At 58.5% G+C, this 17,559-nt stretch carries 12 protein-coding genes and 7 pseudogenes; 11 read left to right on the top strand and 8 right to left on the bottom strand.

What is annotated here, in order from left to right; all coding sequences use genetic code 11:
* Positions 1 to 207: 207 nt before the first annotated feature.
* On the top strand, positions 208 to 465 hold the full coding sequence (locus tag NKI63_RS29790; RefSeq protein ID WP_352824060.1) for a hypothetical protein: 258 nt from the start codon (positions 208 to 210) through the stop codon (positions 463 to 465).
* A gap of 115 nt (positions 466 to 580) precedes the next feature.
* Here the strand turns inward: NKI63_RS29790 and NKI63_RS29785 are convergent, their stop codons facing one another.
* Positions 581 to 1,369, bottom strand: a complete 789-nt coding sequence (locus tag NKI63_RS29785; RefSeq protein ID WP_352824059.1) for an aspartate/glutamate racemase family protein — start codon at positions 1,367 to 1,369, stop codon at positions 581 to 583.
* Positions 1,370 to 1,877: 508 nt separating this feature from the next.
* On the opposite strand from NKI63_RS29785, the pseudogene NKI63_RS29780 reads away from it, so the two are divergent.
* Positions 1,878 to 2,706 (top strand): annotated as a pseudogene (locus NKI63_RS29780) (IS110 family transposase); the annotation flags it as partial.
* A gap of 239 nt (positions 2,707 to 2,945) precedes the next feature.
* On the opposite strand, the pseudogene NKI63_RS29775 reads toward NKI63_RS29780, so the two are convergent.
* Positions 2,946 to 3,976: pseudogene (locus NKI63_RS29775) on the bottom strand (IS110 family RNA-guided transposase).
* A gap of 131 nt (positions 3,977 to 4,107) precedes the next feature.
* On the opposite strand from NKI63_RS29775, the pseudogene NKI63_RS29770 reads away from it, so the two are divergent.
* The 4 genes and pseudogenes from NKI63_RS29770 to NKI63_RS29755 form a co-directional block, all read left to right on the top strand.
* Positions 4,108 to 5,314 (top strand): annotated as a pseudogene (locus NKI63_RS29770) (transposase); the annotation flags it as partial.
* Positions 5,315 to 5,925: 611 nt separating this feature from the next.
* Positions 5,926 to 6,888 (top strand): agmatinase, encoded by a 963-nt coding sequence (gene speB, locus NKI63_RS29765; protein WP_352824058.1) that lies wholly within the window; start codon positions 5,926 to 5,928, stop codon positions 6,886 to 6,888.
* A 109-nt stretch (positions 6,889 to 6,997) separates the two neighbouring features.
* Positions 6,998 to 7,300 carry an arginase family protein gene (locus NKI63_RS29760; protein WP_352824057.1) on the top strand — a complete coding sequence of 101 codons (303 nt, stop codon included), beginning with the start codon at positions 6,998 to 7,000 and terminating at the stop codon, positions 7,298 to 7,300.
* Positions 7,301 to 8,076: 776 nt separating this feature from the next.
* Complete coding sequence (locus NKI63_RS29755) at positions 8,077 to 9,072, top strand: succinylglutamate desuccinylase/aspartoacylase family protein (RefSeq protein ID WP_352824056.1); 996 nt, start codon at positions 8,077 to 8,079, stop codon at positions 9,070 to 9,072.
* Between the two features lie 143 nt (positions 9,073 to 9,215).
* Here NKI63_RS29755 and NKI63_RS29750 read toward each other — a convergent pair whose 3' ends face one another.
* From NKI63_RS29750 to NKI63_RS29740, 3 genes and pseudogenes are all read right to left on the bottom strand, one after another.
* Positions 9,216 to 9,404, bottom strand: coding sequence for a hypothetical protein (locus tag NKI63_RS29750; protein ID WP_352824061.1), 189 nt, complete (start codon positions 9,402 to 9,404; stop codon positions 9,216 to 9,218).
* A complete protein-coding gene (locus NKI63_RS29745) occupies positions 9,397 to 10,317 on the bottom strand; it encodes a tetratricopeptide repeat protein (RefSeq protein WP_502900529.1) in 921 nt (306 codons plus the stop codon). Before NKI63_RS29745 ends, NKI63_RS29750 begins: the two co-directional genes overlap by 8 nt.
* Positions 10,268 to 11,714: pseudogene (locus NKI63_RS29740) on the bottom strand (Tn3 family transposase); the annotation flags it as partial. The gene NKI63_RS29745 and the pseudogene NKI63_RS29740, both read right to left, overlap by 50 nt.
* On the opposite strand from NKI63_RS29740, the pseudogene NKI63_RS29735 reads away from it, so the two are divergent.
* Positions 11,691 to 12,864 (top strand): annotated as a pseudogene (locus NKI63_RS29735) (IS3 family transposase). The pseudogenes NKI63_RS29740 and NKI63_RS29735 sit on opposite strands and share 24 nt — an antisense overlap.
* A 15-nt stretch (positions 12,865 to 12,879) precedes the next feature.
* Here the strand turns inward: NKI63_RS29735 and NKI63_RS29730 are convergent.
* The 3 genes from NKI63_RS29730 to NKI63_RS29720 are packed head-to-tail and all read right to left on the bottom strand — an operon-like array spanning position 12,880 to position 14,163.
* Complete coding sequence (locus NKI63_RS29730; RefSeq protein ID WP_352824054.1) at positions 12,880 to 13,173, bottom strand: hypothetical protein; 294 nt, start codon at positions 13,171 to 13,173, stop codon at positions 12,880 to 12,882.
* The gene (locus tag NKI63_RS29725; RefSeq protein WP_352824053.1) at positions 13,167 to 13,358 is read right to left on the bottom strand and encodes a hypothetical protein; all 192 of its coding nucleotides are present in this window, start codon (positions 13,356 to 13,358) and stop codon (positions 13,167 to 13,169) included. The genes NKI63_RS29730 and NKI63_RS29725 overlap by 7 nt, the downstream gene beginning before the upstream one ends.
* A gap of 13 nt (positions 13,359 to 13,371) precedes the next feature.
* On the bottom strand, positions 13,372 to 14,163 hold the full coding sequence (locus tag NKI63_RS29720; RefSeq protein ID WP_352824052.1) for a DUF4158 domain-containing protein: 792 nt from the start codon (positions 14,161 to 14,163) through the stop codon (positions 13,372 to 13,374).
* A 227-nt stretch (positions 14,164 to 14,390) separates the two neighbouring features.
* On the opposite strand from NKI63_RS29720, the gene NKI63_RS29715 reads away from it, so the two are divergent.
* The 4 genes and pseudogenes from NKI63_RS29715 to NKI63_RS29700 all read left to right on the top strand — a co-directional run.
* Positions 14,391 to 15,230, top strand: a complete 840-nt coding sequence (locus NKI63_RS29715) for a transporter substrate-binding domain-containing protein (protein ID WP_352824051.1) — start codon at positions 14,391 to 14,393, stop codon at positions 15,228 to 15,230.
* Positions 15,231 to 15,662: 432 nt separating this feature from the next.
* Positions 15,663 to 16,377 (top strand): annotated as a pseudogene (locus tag NKI63_RS29710) (hypothetical protein).
* A gap of 49 nt (positions 16,378 to 16,426) precedes the next feature.
* Entirely contained in the window at positions 16,427 to 16,795 is a 369-nt protein-coding gene (locus tag NKI63_RS29705; protein ID WP_352824050.1) for an enolase-like domain-containing protein, read from the top strand.
* Positions 16,714 to 17,476 (top strand): annotated as a pseudogene (locus NKI63_RS29700) (CaiB/BaiF CoA transferase family protein); the annotation flags it as partial. The gene NKI63_RS29705 and the pseudogene NKI63_RS29700, both read left to right, overlap by 82 nt.
* Between the last annotated feature and the right edge of the window lie 83 nt (positions 17,477 to 17,559).

The following is a 17,559-nucleotide window of genomic DNA, read 5'->3' as shown; positions in this document are numbered from 1 at the left end:
ATCGAAAGCTTGACCCCGGCACCGCGGTGCTCAGGTGCTCATGGCCGCCGGATACGCACGTCTGCGGTCTTCACCGGATGGGTACGGGCTTTCTCCATTCCCACGGTAGCAATTCAGGAAGCCGGCTATGTGGGATGCCGGCGATGCGCGCGAGCACGTCGGCCAGCCAGGGCCAACGATATATCGGTTGGTGGTGGCAATGCTCGAATGGCCGAGATAATCGCGGATGACAGCCACGTCGGTAACGGCGCGAAGAGGATGATTTTGTTGAGGAGGATCACCGCCGCTCGCCAAAAGTCCTCGATCTGGATCGAACAGATAAGAGCGCCGCCGCCCGCCTTCGCGTTCGGCTTGCTACGCTATGATCTCGGGCGCATCATATCCAGGCGTGACTGTTCCGTCCGCATGGATATCGGCAGCATACGCGGACATTCGGGTGGCGTTACGATCGTCGATTGGGATTAATTAAAAGGGTTCCGCCGTAAGCGGGGAACGCATGGGTGATAGCATTCGTCTGTTAGTGACCGCATTTCTATGAAGTACTAAGACATCAGTGCCTACACGTCCCCCATAAGCGCCTTTAGATGAGGCCCGTGAAGGGTTTGCGCACCAACCCTCCGATGAAGAACTCGACCATCGAGGTGAAGTCGAAGACAGGAATTTGGGTAGCCTGCTGAACCGCATGAGTGAAAGGCGGCAGATCGCCGCACTCCAGCAGCAGCATACCAATGTCGGGTCGCTCCTCTTGTAGAGCTACCGCGGTATTAACCACGTCGGCCTGGCAGCCCCCGACGTCCAAGTCGCCCGAGGGTGTAACCCAAGCGTCCCCGAACACGGGAGTGTCCTCGAGTCCAGCGATGACAACCCTACGGCCAATATCGGCTCGCAACCCGCTCGCAACTAGCATGTCCTGCGTCAGTGCAGACTTGCTTGCCACAATTATGCCAAGCGCCTGGCTGGCAGGAAGCATCTTTTCGAGAAAAGGAGCGAGGAGAAGGCTCGACAGGAACACCGGCACATCTACCGCATCGCGCACCGCTTGCTGGAATCGAATCGAGTACCCGCAGTTGCAGGTAATCAATTGAGCACCCTCACGGACGAGCTCGACAGCTGCCTCCACCACAGCCGGCGTCATCTTATCGCCGTCGGACGCAAAGATGGACGTGTCGTTAAGGCCGGGCACTATCTTATAGCGCACAGGGACGCTCCAAGTTGTCGCATTGGCAACGCACCCGGGTAAATAAGGGCGCACGCCGGGGTTAGGCATGCGTTCAGTTAGCAAAATTCCAAGGGGTGCACCGTGGAACGCCAAACGCTGCTTCACCCAAGCGGGCCACCGCATACCTTTGGTAGGATAAGTATCGAGCATTGGGGTTTCACCTCTTTAATTGCCCATACCTTCTGATGGGCGGTTGTGATCGCTAGCTTTGTCGCGAACTTTAAATATTTCTGCGTCGGGCGGATGCAGCTCGAACCACTGCACGTCAAGTATATGTCACTTGGGGTTGGACTCACCAACATCAAGTCGCGAACGGTACCATCGCGCTTCCAGATGACTAGACGACGTTGCCCTTGGCATGCACCCGGTTTAAATTGAACCGCTACCCGATGCGCTTTAATCAGCGCTAGCTAGTTTCCGTCCATAAACGCCAACATATTGATATTGTTCTCGGAGTTTTGCGCAGGCCAGGCCCGGCGGTTTCAGGTACACTTTGGTCTCATGCCACTGATTCCAAAGCACATCTGCAGCCGCCGGAGCCGACAATGCGCCAAGAACGCACCGTCCAAGCCAGATCCTATGAGGAGGGTGGATAGGGACCTGCGCTGTGGCAAAGTGCGGTTGCTTAAACACAAACACCCTACCTCTGGAGACAAGCATGACCGTTGCAGCTCACCGACCGAAAGCGCCGACCGCTATCCGCACCGATCTTGGCGCAATTTTCATCTCATTGGAATTGAGCCGCTCCAAATGGCTGATCACCTCGCTGTCGCGGGGTGGCGGGGAGAAGATGTCGAAACATATGGTGGCGGCCGGCGACGTCGCCGGACTGCTGGCGCGCTTTGCCGAGCTCAGGAAAAGGCAGAGGCTCGGACCGGGCAGTGCTTTTCCGATCATCGTGATCCAGGTGGCCGGGCTCGACGGCTTCTGGATCCATCGCGTGCTGCAAGCCGAAGGAATCGAAACCACGTCGTCGATCCGGCATCGATTGCGACTTCGCGCCGGCGCCGCCGCGCAAAGACCGACAAGATCGACGGTGAGGCGCTGGTCCGGGCGTTACTGGCCTTCAAGCGAGGCGAGCCACGGGTGTGTGCGATGCTCCGGGTGCCGACGCCCGAGGAAGAAGACCGTCGCCGCATCTCGCGTGAGCGCAAGGCCTTGACGAACGAGCGCGTGCGACACGTCAATCGCGTCAAAGGCCTGCTGTTCGCCCAGGGCATGTCCGGCTACGAGCCGCTGCGCCGCGCCGGCGCAAGAGATTGGAGGCGCTCAAGACCGGCGACGGCCGACCCTTGCCGGCCCATCTGCAGGCGCAGGTCGGCCGGGAACTCGACAGGCTCGAACTGCTGCTCGAGCAGATCAAGGCGGTCGAGACCGAGCGCGATGCCATGCTCGCGGCCACGGAGGTTGTCTCGCCGGCACCGGCGATGCTGCTCGACCTGAAGGGCATCGGGCCGGAGTTTGCCGCTGTTCTGTGGTCGGAGGGTCCGCGTCTCTGGCTTTTCATGTCTTTCGCAGGCTCTTGCTTCTCTCCGGGATCGGCCCTTTGGCCCTCCCATTATGGGTTCAGAATGATGAAAGAACAATCTCATATACGTTCTGAGCGTTATTTTACGATCGAACGGGAGAGTCAGCGAACTTACTTCACCATCGTCCCGTGAAGGGCACCTATCCGCCGGTTTGCGGATTCCGTTATCTCCTTGGCCGCGCCGTTATCCGATTGGTTTCAGCCGGCAGCCGGCAAAGCATCCCTCGTCCAGCAAAATTCGGTGCCGTCACTCATCATGCGATGCATGATCACCGCCAGCCTGCGGGAGAGCGCAACAGTGGCGTTTTTCTTGCCGCTCCGTTTGGCGACATTCATCGCCCAGGCCTTCAGCCATGACCATTTTTTCACATTGTTCAGCAGGATCTGGGCAGCTTCGTAAAGCAGCGCTCGCATCATTGCGTCACCGCATAACGAGACGCGGCCAACGCGTTTGCTTCCCCCCGACTCGTTGAGCTTCGGCGTCAGCCCCAATATCGGTCCGACAGCCTTCGAGTTCTTGAACCGCTGTGGAATGTCGATGGTGCTCGTGAATGCCAGGGCTACAACGGCACCCGATATCGGGGACCGTCATCAGAAGCTGGCACATTTCATCGTTGCGCGCGATATCCAGAACCTTTTTGTCCAACCGGGCGAAACGCAGTTTACACCTCGCTGTCAGCAGCGGCTCCATGATCTCCTGGAGATCAGCCATGCCGTCGACCATCTCGCGGATACGCTCCTCGAATTTGACCGCTCCAACGTTCCCGACCTTCAGCCCAAATTGCGCAAAAGTCCGCGAATGTCGTTTTCAATGGCAACCGCTTTTCCCTGCAGTAGCTTGCGCGCCGTCAGCAGGGCTCGCCGCTTCTGGCTCGTCAGCGTTTTCACATGCACAGGACGGTATAGATTAACCCGCATCATCTGCGCGATGCGACGTGCATCGTTGCGATCGGTCTTGTTCGGCTGCGCCTTCATGAACGCCTTGACGTGACGCGTCTCAATGCAGATCACCGGTAATCCCCTCTGGCCAAATCTTCGAACAGCCACTGCGACAGAGGCCCGGCTTCAAGACCCACCCGTTCGATCTGCCATGACGGGTCTTTCAAAACGGCGATCAGGTCATCGGGATGGCTGGGAACCTTCACCTCTCGGCAAATCTTATCCGTTTCATCGACAATGCAGACGGCGGTCTCTTTGACCGAGACATCGAGGCCGATATAATGTTGCATGCTGCGCTTCCTTTCTGATGCTTGTGGCTGTTGCAAAACATGGACCACGTTTACCATCGCTGCGAAGCGCAGCACCTCTACCATCCACTGCCGTCTGAAGGGTGAGGCTCAAGCCGAATACCCCATCTCATATAAGCATATTCGATCTTTTTGCCACGCACGAGATCGGCCACGAACTGAAGGCGATGTCGCAATGGCTGGACGAGCATCGCGATCTGCTTGGCCTGGTGGCGCGAGATCTGAGTCGACGTGGCGTCCAGGCCACCGGACGGCAAGGGCTGCCGGCCGAAGCGGTATTTGCGCTGCGCGCTCCTCAAGCAATACCGCCAACTGAGCTATCAGGAACTGGCGTTCCATCTGGAGGACTCGGCCTCGTTCCGGGCCTTTGCGCGGCTGCCGTGGTCATGGAGCCCGCAGAAGTGGGTGCTGCAAAAGACGATCAGCGCGATCCGACCCGAGACCTGGGAAGAGATCAATCGGGCGCTGCTGTCGAATGCCCGGCAGGCAAAACTGGAAGAGGGCACCGTCCGTGCGGCTGGACAGCACTGTGACCTCAGCACTCATGCACGAACCGAGCGACAGCAGCCTGCTGTGGGATGCGGTGCGAGTGATGGTGCGCTTGTTGAAGCAGGCTGATGCCTCGCCGGCGGCGCCGGCTTGGAATGGCGCGATCATTGCCGCGCGGCCAAGAAGCGCGCCCGCAAGATCCAGTTCACACGTGGCCGACCCAACCGTGTCCAACTCTACCGTGAACTGATCGCGATCGCCTGCGCGACCTTGGCCTATCTGAAGCAGGCGACGGAACGATTGGCCATGGCGAGCACTTCGCTCGTCGAACTCTGGCAAGCCCAACTCTGTCACTATCGGCCGCTGATCGAGCAAATCATCGCACAGAGTGAGCGGCGAGTGCTGGCCGGCGAGCAAGTGCCGGCCGGCGGGCATGATCCTCGATCTGGTGATCGAGGCGGGCAATCCGCGCGACAGCGATCGATTGCTGCCGATGCTGGAACGCCACATCGCCTTCTATGGTCACGCGCCGCGGCAGGCGGCGGCCGACGGCGGCTTTGCCAGTCGCGACAATCTGGCTACAGCCAAGACCTTGGGCGTTCGCGACATGGCATTCCACAAGAAAGCCGGCCCCAGGATCGAGGACATGGTTAGAAGCACAATTGGGTTTACCGCAAGCTGCGCAACTTCCGTGCCGGCATCGAGGCCGACATCTCATGCCTCAAGCGCGCTTATGGCTTGGCGCGCTGCACCTGGCGCGGCCTTGATCACTTCAAGAGCTACGTCTGGTCCTCGGTCGTGGCCTACAATCTCGTCCTCTTCGCACGCGTCTCAAACCGACCTGATGCCGAGCCATTGCGCGGGTCAGCAGCCCCGCCGGCAGGCGCCGGCTCCATAGCCATGACTAACTTCCGTCCGGCGAGTTCTTTCTGGCGCGATCCATGGGACTTCGCGTCGGCCCGGTACCGCAAACGACGTCCTTCCTGCGGCAGACCTCTGTAAACACCCACCAAAATGGGCGTTTATGGACGGAAACTAGCTAGCGCCCGTTAAAGCGCATCGGGTAGCGGTCCAATTTAAACCGGGTGCACGCCAAGGGCAACGTCGTCTAGTCATCTGGAAGCGCGATGGTACCGTTCGCGACTTGATGTTGGTGAGTCCAACGCCAAGTGACATATACTGACTGCAGTGGTTCGAGCTGCATCCGCCCGACAGGCAGAAATATGTAAAGTTGATCGCGACAAGCTCGCGGGAGTGTGTTTCCAAGGCCGCTGTCCTCGCCAAGTCGGAACGATCGGCGAAGTCGAAATCCCTCCGGTGCGGAAGGCCGCCTCAGGGTATCCAATCGCCTGCCATCTTCCCTTAGACGGGCTGCCTGAGCGGATGCCAGGGATTTCGAAAGCTGTCACAACCTCATAATCATGCAAGAGAAGGAAACACCAATGACACAGCCGCGATACGCCGCAGGCCTGCCGAGCGTAGGACTGACATCATTTCTTCGGGCTCCAGTCGTCGAGGAGTTCAGCAAGATCGACGCAGATATCGCATTCCTCGGGGTGCCCTACGATGGAGGAAACGGTTGGCGGCCGGGCACAAGATTCGGGCCCCGTGAAATCCGTAATCTGTCCGTCCGCTACGGCGCCTGGGGCGGTCACTCTGCAAATGGCTACTGGGACATCAAGGACAGACAGCGTTACTTGGACGGAATACGGATGGTCGATTGCGGCGATGTTGACATCGCCTTTTATGACTTTGACAGGAACTCGCGCCTTATCAGTTCAAGCATCGAAGCAATTCTCGATCAAAAGGCATTCCCCGTGATAGTTGGAGGTGACCATTCCGTCAGTTATCCGAATGTCCGCGCGTTCTCTCGCTTCGAAACGATCGACGTCGTGCACATCGACGCCCACATGGATTGGCGTGATGAGATCGATGGGGTCCGTCATGCCAACGCGATGCCCATGCGCCGGATCAAAGAACTGCCGTTCGTCCGAAACATGGTCCAGATCGGCATACGAGACGTTCGCACCACCGCCGATCAGGTGCGAGATGCAGAGGAAGCGGGAGCGATCGTTATTACCCGGGACGAGGTCCGCGATGAGGGTGTCAAGGGCATATTGGATCGCTTCCCTGATCTTGGAAATGTCTTTGTGAGCATTGACATTGATGGGCTCGATCCCTCGATTGCGCCGGGCACAGGCTCCCCAACACCTGACGGCCTCCTTTATCACGAAGTTCGCGGGCTACTCAGAGGCGTTGCCGCTACCAGTAATGTTGTCGGCTTTGACCTCGTTGAGGTGAATCCGATGGTCGATGAGGGCGGAAGGACATGCCTCTTGGCCAGCGTGATGATCTTGGAATTTCTCGGTTCGATTTTCGCCAAACGCCAGTCGGTTATAAAGTAAACATTTAATTCATCTTTAAAGGGTAGGCTTATGTCACGGCGATATAATCGCCAATCTGACCTCGGTCGGTTCGGCAACCTTCTTCAAATCCCCAGTTCGCGAAGATCTGTTGCAGGTCAGCGGCGACGTTGCGTTCCTCGGCATTCCTTATGACGGCGGTGTTGGCTACAGGCCCGGTACTCGGTTCGGACCCAACGCACTGCGTGAATACCGCAAGCGCTTCACATCATGGGGCGTCGCTAATGCACCTGGTTATTGGACTCAGACGCCGGGATCGAGGCAGAGCGGCTTCCGCTCGAGGACCGATCAGATGCTGCGCCTTTCGGTCGTGGAGATTCTGCCCGACTGCGGAGCACCGGCACAGTTCGATTGGAAGCGCAAGGAAACGGCTCTGTTTCTCAACTTCGACTGAACGCACAGCTTTGAAAGGCGGCCCGACAGCCATGAGCATCCGAACAAACTCGCGCCGCGCGCTTGGCGCGCTATCCGGCGGCGTACTACATCTTTCTAGCTTTAGGGCATATGCTAGCCGGCGCAGACGGCTATACGGGTCCCGACCTGGCAGCGAGCACGGCGGGCAACGGCCCGCCGAGACACGCGAGCTGCGATCAGTCGCCGAATGTGATGCACCGAAACCTGCAGTGTGAGGCGGTACCGACAAGGGCGATCCCCCGAATTCGGATCATCTCAAAACCAGATGTTCTAGATAGATAGATTATATTTGACGGCGGCTCGAAGTTCGAATGACGTCATGCAAGCAAAAGAGCAAGAATGCGGAATCGGGAGGAACATCGTCTTTCTTTTGGGCGCAGAAAGCCAAGGACAAATCCCGATGTAAAGGTTAACGGTCGATGAGGAGGCAAAGGGATATCCCACGGCAGAACGATTTGTAAGGTCGCTGCCGAGCCGTCTATTACTAGAGCATTGTAACTCAGCCGTTTCGAGCAGAACCGATCGTGAATTGCGGCTCTTGTTCCTACAAAAAGCTCGCAACTCGTGGGGTTCCACGGTTTGTGCCTGGGCACAGGCGAAAAGCACTCGAGCGACTTCAAAAACTCTCAGGGCCATTCGGGACGAAAATTACGATTCAAAGCGACATTGGCCTGATCACGGCACGCTACCGGATCCAATTCAACTGCATTCTGTGATTGCAGCGCAAAGCTGCGTACGCCTTAAACGGAGGTTGCAATGACGAATAAACCGCACCTGACTTTTGATCTGAACATACCCGGCGTGAGCACCGGATATCTTGTGGTCCCCGAAGGGACTGATCACGAAACCCTTTCGCTCCCGGTCTTCTACTGCAACAAGGGGGAAGGGCCTCGCCTGCTTATCACTGGCGGGTGTCATGGCAACGAATTGGAGGGGCCCATTGTGGCCCGGCGGCTTGTTGATTGGCTTCCAAAGGCGCAAACCTGCGGAAAAGTTATCATCCTTCCCGAGCTCAATCCACTCGCGGTTAGGGCATGGACCCGTAATACGCCGGCTGATGGCCTGGACCTCAATCGAGTGTTTCCTGGCCGCGTGGAGGGGTCAGTAACCGAACGAATCGCGGACGCTGTTTCGCGTGTGTTGGTTCCATCTGTGGAAACAATTTTCGACTTGCATAGCTTTGGGCCAGATTGGGAGTTTCCGCCAGCGAGCATTACCCATCCGGTTGCCGACGCCGATCTGATGGCCAAGACACTTCAGATGACAGAGGCATTTAAGTTGCCTGTGACCTTGCTCTGGGAACGCGATGATACGCCGGGAATGTTCGATACCTTCGCACACAGCCAGGGCAAGGTGTTCGTTTGCGCGGAGTTCGGCGGTGGTACAGTCGGCGCCGTGTCGCTGTCGATCTATGAAGCTGGCGTACGCAATGCCCTCATTGCCCTCGGGCTTGTTGAAGGAAAAGCGGAGTTTCCAAGCTTCCGTCACCAGAAATCAGGTCAGACACTGGAAACACTCTCATCTGACTTTTTAATCTCACCAGTACCAGGGATATTCGAGCCCCGCTGTGCGGCACTTGATATTGTCAAGAAGGGTGATCTTCTCGGCATCCTCCATTCGATGGACACGCTGTCGGCTGATCCCCAAATTATCTACGCACCTGCAGGGTCCACTGTCTGCGCCATTCGATCTGGAGCTCACGTGGAAGCCAACGAAAGGCTGGTCTATCTATCTCGGCCGCTAAAGCTTTGAGTATCCGGCAAGCAGCCGTCGTGACTTCAATCAAAAGGCGCTACAAAATGCCGCTGCGGCGTAGTATTGCAAGAAAGGAGATCGTTAAGCGAGCTTTTCTTGCAATTTTGATTTGCATTTCCCTTGTATGACGAAGCGTGGATTCACTCGGTTTTAGCGGCGGTGAATCGAGGAGCGGCGACGTCGAGACTACGCGAGCGGCGCGAGAGCAGGATCTGTTCCGCTCCCGGCGGGATCAGATCATCAACATGAAGCACGAACTGGTGCGGCTGGCGCAGGCGATCGACTGGCCGCGCTTCGGTAGCAGGGATGCCGTCATCCGTGTCAGCCACTCGATGGCGCCGGGCGTGGCTTGCCAGGCTGGTCGTTTTCCTCAACGTCGTCAGCTGCCTCATCCTCGCCGCCCAAGGTGATATAGCCGTCCGGAGAGGCAACCAGTGGCTGCTTTCCGGACAGGACGCCGGGCACATGGCTGTTCGCGAGCCAGGCCTCCTCGGCCAGCTTTTCAGCGCCCGGATCGTTTTCGCGGAAGGCAAGAAGGGCCCGCGTGTAGAGCCATGCAGCAGCGCAATCGTCTTCATACTGTTTGAGCAGCTTCTTCAAGGCCTTGATGTCGTCGCGTGCCAGAAAATGCCCGGCCAACACGTAGCGGATGCCCTGATTGTCATTGGGATTGAGCTCGAGCATGGCTTGATAATGGTCGATGGCCTCCTGATGCTGACCAAGCCGACGGAGCGCGGCAGCCAAGCCGGCCCGCGCCCGCATATAGGGGCGCGTCTCGAGAAAACCCCAGAAGTGACCGGCATATTCCTCAAACCCTTCCGGTCCGAGCGGCACCTCACCCGCCGCAACGCCCTTCTCGTAGTAGTCGAGCACTTCCTCGACAGAGCCCGCGTCCTCTTCGGCCAGAAGCACATAGGCGTCGGCGCACAACGGCGATACCTTCAGCGCTTTCCTGGCCAGCGCGATACGTTGCTGCGACTGGTCGGCTTCCCAAGCCTCATACATGATGTCTTGCGGCGTCCGTCGGGTCGCTCCCACGCCCTCCGCCGAAAAGACCGGCCATGAACCCGTCCATGCCGCGCCGATCCGGCATCGGAGGCAGAGCGCCGGCCTTATGCGATGTGCTGGATTTCGGGGCGGTCTTCTTCTTCCGGGGCTTTTTCGATACGGGCACGAACTTTTCCTTTCCGCTTCACGCCGCCAAGCGCTGTTCGAAGTCGATTCGTCGGCTGAGATCGGCATCGAGACGCCCATAGGGGGGTGATGTGGCGTGGATGGCCGGCGTCAGCCCGCGATGGTCGTCGGCCGTCATCCGCTCCAGCCACCCCGGTCGTCTTTTTGCCGAGATCGGCCAACGCGGCATAGATCGGATGTTGCACGGTCGTTCCGGCAAAACGGTGCAGGATTGGTTCGGGCTCGGCCGTGCGATGCCGCAGAGCGGCCGTGTATTTGATCATCTCATCGTACTGCTGCTCAATCAGCCGCCAGTCGATCGCCCTGCTGAGGATCGGCGCAAGATTGCCCAGCGCGCCGCGCAACCCCGCCTCCGGCAAATAGAGCTTCTGCCGGACGACCGCCTTCAGCCGTGGTGCCAACTCAAAGCCGAGCAGATGGCAAAAGGCGAACGCCACCTCACTCTACCCGTGGCTGTCGACATAGTGGCGTTCGACGGTCATGTCGGTGCAGCGACGCAGCTCACCCTCGATCATCGCGCTCACCTCGGAAGACGAGCAGCGCTTGAGCTGGGAGTAAATGCAGGTCGCCTGCCGCTCCATGTGCCAGTAGATCATCACACCGCGACCGTTGGAGCGGACATGCCATTCAGTCATCAGGTTCTGATCCCAGTTCTTGGAATCCGAGGCACAGGCCGTGCCCGCCTCGCCCCAGATGCGGGGGTCGCGTGTGGCCAGAATCGCATTCGTCACGATCGCGGTCGCGCTACCTATGGCCTCTTTGTGGATAAACAGGCGGCGCACATGCAGCAGATCGGCGTAGCTGACGTCCTCCGTCCCGGCGCTGACCCGCTTCAGACCGGCGTTGGTGCCGAGGCCGTAGAGGCACAGAACCAGCCGACGACGCAGCGTATCGGGATCGAGAATGACTCTATCGCCGGAAGTAGAGAACCGTTCAGAAAGCCGGTTCGCAGCGCGGTCTCCGTCAGCACGTCGATCAGATCCGTCATCGGCCACCGGCGTTCGAGCTCCGCCTTGACCGCCTCGAGATTGGGCGGCGCCGGCAACGGGTCGAACGGCGTGATCGAAGGCCTGTGCATCCTGGCTGCGGCCAAGGTCGCGATAATAGTCCGCGCGGCGCTCTTGAAAATCCTGCGGCAGATCCTCGTCCGGATTGCGGTAGCGGTCCGCTCCGACTACCCAGATCTCCTTGCAGCGTAGCCGTTCGCGCAGCGCCGTCGTGACGCAGATCTCGTAATTGATCCGGTTGATCTGAAAGCCTCCGGCGCTATCCTTCTCAACCACCAGATCGCGCCACTTAGCCGAGACAACGCCGTCGATCGGGATTTTGTCCTCGGGACGGATGACGCGGCGGCCGTGACCTGCCACGGGTAATTTCCTCCAGTTGGGATTAGAGTCCGGCCTCGTTTGAAGGACGGACTGATGAAGAGAAAGCGATTTGCGGAAGAGCAGATCATCGCGGTTTTGCGCGAACACGAGGCGGGGGCGAAGGCGGGCGATCTGGCCCGCAAGCACGGGATGTCGGAGGCGACGCTGTATAATTGGAAGGCCAAATATGGCGGGATGGAGGTGTCGGACGCCAAGCGGCTGAAGGCGGAGGAGGAGGAGAACGCGAAGCTGAAGAAGCTGCTTGCCGACCAGATGCTGGAAGCCTCGGCGCTGCGCGAGCTTCTTTCAAAAAATGGTAGGGCCCGTCGCCAAGCGAAGCCGTCGCGCATCTGAGGGCCGCCATGGGCCTGTCGGAGCGGCGGGCCTGCTCGATCGTCGCTGCCGACCGCAAGATGATCCGTTACCGGTCCTGCCGGCCGCCTGAGACGGAACTGCGCGGCCGCTTGCGAGACCTTGCCAATGAGCCGGCGCTTCGGCTATCGGCGGCTGTTCATCCTGCTCAGACGCGAGGGCGAGCCGTCGGGGATCAACCGCATCTATCGGCTCTATCGCGAGGAAGGGCTGACGGTTCGCAAGCGACGGTCACGACAACGCGCGGTTGGCACCCGCGCCCCGGTTCTCCGAGGCAAGGCCGAACGCCCGCTGGTCGCTGGATTTTCCACGGCCAGTTCCCCGCGGCAGGCGCTTCCGCGTGCTCAACATCGTCGACCACATGACACGCGAATGCCTGGCGGCGATCGCAGATACCTCGATCTCGGGCCGGGGTGTCGCGCGCGAACTGACGAAACTGGCCGCCCGCCGCGGCAAGCCTGGCATGATCGTCTCCGTCTACGGCACAGTTCACCTCGAACGCCACCCTCCCCTGATCGAAGGATCACAAGGTGGAATGGCATTACATTGCGCCGGGCAAGCCGATGCAGAACGGCTTCTGCGAGAGCTTCAACGGCCGGATGCGCAACGAACTCTTGAACGAAACCTTGTTCTTCGGCCTTGACCATGCGCAGACGACGATCGCCGAATGGGCGGACGGCTACAACCGATCGCTCCCACATTCGGCGCTCGGCTACATCACGCCCGCGGCTTATTCCGCCAATCTCACCGCAAGGGCGATCAGCTGCACAACCCCGACCAGCTCCGCCGATCGCCCGTTGCTCAACCCGCGCCATACGGCGTACAACCCGCCGAGGCTCTAATTGCCGCTGGATGAAAATTCGGTCGCAGGTCAGCCGTCATCGCGAAAGCGCTTCAGCCGATCGAGCGCCTCCAGAACCGGGCGGTGCCTGGCATTGTTGGATCGAAATTCCAGCGTCGTCAGCACCGCTGGCAACATCCGCCGATAATGTCGGGCATAGGAGGAGCGCAACGCCGCATGAACCCGCCGCTCGAACGTGCCCGCCGCCTTGTGCTCGCGGAAAATGGGGGAAAGCACGGGTTCGCCACCCACAGCCGGAAACACCACGTCACGCACGATGCCGTCGGGTTTTTCGGTCGCCGCTTCGGCGATCCGGATCAGCATAGTCTCCTTGCCATGAACCCGTTCTCCCGGGCGAGCGCCCTGACCACGGACCGCTTCGCCTGCGAGCCGACCTTGTGGACTACCTCCACCAGAAGATCGATGAGCCCGTCGGTGATCTCACGGCTCCGCTGCGCCAGGAAAACGGCGTAAAGCGCATGCCGCCGTCCTTGCGGATGCTGCCGCATCCGCCAGGCCGCCTCATTGGCTACCAGGACGGCGCAATGTCCGCGCGATCGGATTGTCGAAAGCGAGCGTCGTAGCCGCCGGCAGCGCCAGCGACCGCACGAAATCGAGCCGGCGCGCCGCAAGAAGGATGTTGTCAAGGTTGGGCTGGCCGGGATCGGCCTTCAAGCTGCTGAAGCCGGACACCGGATCCGCGTCGGCCAGCGACGAATCCAGCCGGGCCTTCAACTCAGGCGACAGTGCCGCGTCGACAGCCGCCAGCACCTGATCCTCAAAGCGACGCTGCGCCGTAGCAACCAGCCGGTCAAGAGCCTCCCCTTCCGGACAGCCGACACGCTGCTCAGCAAACCATGCCGTCAACCGGCCGACCATGATCGCCGGCGACAATCCCAACGGGCAGAGACCTTTCGTCGCCCAGGGCAAGGCACGATCCATATCCCGGCCGGTCGACTGCCGAATGCCGAGATATCTGAGCACCTCTGCCCGCTGCCGGCGACCTGTTCGTCCTTGCCGGTCGTAAGCTTCGATGTCGGCCAGCGACGTCCAGTCTGCTGGGCCAGGTAGGCGAGCGCGCCACCCGGGACTCAGCTGCTCCTTGCGCAAAGCGCCCGGCGCAGTGGGCAGCTTCGTTTCCAGCAAGCCCAATTCCTCGAAGCTAAGGCTCCACCAGGCCGTCAGACCGTCCGCCGCTTGCCAATCCGCGCCCATCACGCCCTCTGAAGCAACTCTATTCAGCCACCATGTCCACCCCAATGGGCAACGGTCAATTGCAAGGCGAGTTTCCACAATGTTCTCTTCGTTGGCCAAATTTGAAGCTATCGTGTAACTGTGCCATCTCAGTTCTCGATGGATATCATATCGAAAATATTCTTGTCAGTTGATCGGCCGATCGACACTATCCGCTTGGGTACGGATGCAATGATGCGCCGTCGTCTGCCGGGTCTCGAACCTAATAGCGCTATCTGCCAGTCCCAATCTCAATGCGCGGGCTTGGCCCGTGTTAGCAATCAAAATCACATATTGGGGAACTTCATATGAACAAGCTTATAACGCTCTTTGCGACTGCAGCATCACTCATAGTCGCATCGGTGGTGCCATTCGGCCAGGCCCATGCGGGCGAAGTGCTAGACAAAGTGCTGCAGTCAAAGACGCTGACGGTGGCCGTGGGAACGGACTGGGGTGCGATCTCGCACTTGGACAAGAATCACGAGCTAGTTGGCTACGACGTCGATATCGTAAAGCAGATCGCAAAATCGCTCGGTGTGGAGCCGAAATTCGTTACGCCGAGCTGGGACGTCATCACTTCAGGCATGTGGGAGGGCCGTTGGGATATCGCCATGGGTCAAATGGTGCCGACCGAGGCTCGGGCAAAAGTGCTTAATTTCCCGGCTGTCAATATATGGGTACCCTCGGTTGCCGTCGTTCACAAGGACAGCAAAGCAACCCAGCCTTCGGACCTTGAGGGAAAGGTGGTTGGCGTAACAGGGGGCTCCTCCGATGCCGACTATGCCAATCATAGTCTAACGCCAGCCTGGACAAACGCCAAGCCCATTCAGTACCAATTCAAGGCTGGCCAGGTCAAGACGTACGGGACTGCCAACATTGCATATGATGATCTGCGTCTTGGCGATGGGGTTCGCCTGGATGCAGTTCTCACAGACGCCTTGAGCGCTCAGGAGGTAATCAAGGCAGGCTACCCTCTCAAGATTCTCAAGCCAGCGCTGTATTCCGGGCCTGGAGCAATCGCTATTCTTCGAGGCGACAAAGAATTCAGTGAGAAGATTGCAGCCGTTGTTAACGAAATGAAGGACGACGGCACGCTCTCTGAGCTTTCGAGGAAGTGGTACGGTGCCGATTACTCTAAGGAACAGTGAGTGAGTCACTACAGATGGGCGGTCCGAGTTAGCTTTGGTCGCTCTTCTTTCTGATCCGCTCAAGGTTAAGTTTAGCCAGATGTCGAAGTTAATGTAAACGTGCCATCGACGAGCATGGAGCGCCTGCTCCACTGTCGCTCGCATGAGTTTCCTTGGAGCCGCGACCAATGTCCGAGCAAGCTGCTAGATAAGGAGGGTCACCACCCGCCGTCTTTCCGGCGAACAGCAGGAGCGAGAAGCCGAATCGGTTTTCGTCCGCTGCATCTCCGATCGCGTCTGACTTTGCTCCATAGGAACGATTGAGGAGCAGGGCTCCCGCCGACTTATTCAACAAGCCGCAGCGCGAACGCACCAGCCAATTTCTCTCCGCGTTCAGAAAGGCAATCTGACCGCGGAATCTGGCCATGTCGGGGCTGAACTGACGATTTGTCGATGCACGTAAGGTGCTGCAGCGGTCTATCTCGAAATGCGATGATAGCCTTCGACGCTTTGTATTGGCGTCATCGAATCCAAGTGACCCGGACCTCAATTTTCAACGGCCAGCCAATAACGGTACGCCCCAATTCGAGAAGAATTATTGTGCTGATCAAAGCTATAATTCTTACGCCCGGAACCGCTGCCTTCTTTTACGATGACCAGGCTGCTATCCGGTCTGGTGCTGGCTACAACGGGTTTCTCTATGTGGGTGAACCGTTAACCCCGGGCTTCAAGTCTATTCGAGTACCCCGCATCGTCTCAGTATCGGCCTTGTGCTAGCCGGCGATGCAATTGTCTGGGGCGACATGATGGCCGTGCAGTACTCCGGTGCGGGCGGGCGTGATCCGCTGTTTGATCCAGACCGGATTATGAAGTTGATCCGCGGCTTCTGGGAGCGGACGTATCAAAGTTTCGAGATGCTTGCACCAGCGCTTTTGCGTCCTTCGAGGGCAAGCGTCTGCCCCTGTCCATCGAGTATGGCGTCAGTCAAGCGCTGATAGCGGCAGCTGCACATGCTTCAAAAACCACAATGGTCGAGGTTGTATGCGCTGAATTTGAAATGCCGCTGCCGAACAATCGGGTTCCGCTATATTGCCAAAGCGGGGATGCTCGCGAAATCAATGTCGACAAGATGATATTAAGTCCGTGGATACCCTCCCACATGGCTTGATCAATTCTCCGAGCGAGTTTGGGTCGGAGGGAAAATCTTCATTGAATTTGTGAAATGGGTTGCGAGCCGCGTACGCGATATTGGTCATCCGGATTACCATCAAACATTGCATTTCGACGTATACAGATCAATCGGTCTGGAGTTTGGTCTTGATCCTTTGAAAGTGTTCGACTTTATCACTGAGGTCTCCGACGCCGTACCGGAATTCATCTTGAACATCGAATCGCCGGCTGATTTCGGGTCGACACAGGCGCAATTCGACAACTACGCGCAGATTGTATCGACGCTGGACGCCCGCAGTTCACATGCGCGCATCGTGGTCGATGCGCGGGTCATCAAATTGAGCGGCCCGAAGTTGACTTTGCTCGCAATTACGACAAGCTGGTGCGGGGGCAGAGTGCCTACTTTGTCTGGCTAAACAGAGGCAAGGAGTCAGTATGCCTGGATCTCAGATCTGAGGCGGATAGAGCTGTTCTGGAAGGGCTTATTGCCAAGGCAGATGTCTTCATTCAGAATCTGAAGCCGGGCAGCATCGACAGTCGGCTTCGCTTCGGTGGATCTCCGCAGCCGTTACCCGCGCCTTATTCCCTGCGATATCTCCGGTTTCGGTGAAGGCGGGCCTTTTTCGCACCTCAATGCGTATGACCTCATCGTGCAACCTGAATCCGGCCTCAGCGCCATCACCGGCACGCAGGAGAGCCCAGCCCGCGTGGGTGTGTCGGTTTGCGACATCTCGGCGGGCATGGCGGCACACTCCGCTATCCTTGAGGCACTTTTCAACCGAGAGCGGACGGGTGAGGGGGCATCGATCCAGGTGTCGCTATTTGACGCCATTGTGGACTGGATGAATGTGCCGGTTCTTCAGCACGACTACAGCAATTATAGGACCGTTCGCGCCGGCGTAAATCATCCATCGCTGACATCTTATGGAGCCTACCGTTGTGCTGACGGCAAGGATGTCATTTTCTCGGTCCAAAACGATCGCGAATGAGTGAACTTCTGCGCAATGTTTTTGAAGAAGCCCGAGCTCACGCGCCAGCCCGGATTTGCCGATAACATGGAACGGTTTGACACACGCGGCAGGCTTGACGATATCATTTGTCAAGCGAAGTGAGGATTTGACCCCTGGGGCGAAACGAAGGACTGACCCCCTCATTGCTTTGCAGTTTCGTTGGTGTCGGG

Origin of the sequence: Mesorhizobium sp. M0410, assembly GCF_040321435.1 — a bacterium.
In the GTDB taxonomy this organism is placed as follows: Bacteria; Pseudomonadota; Alphaproteobacteria; order Rhizobiales; family Rhizobiaceae; genus Mesorhizobium.
Note: the sequence above shows the minus strand (reverse complement) of the source record. Positions and strands in the feature narration are given on the sequence as shown.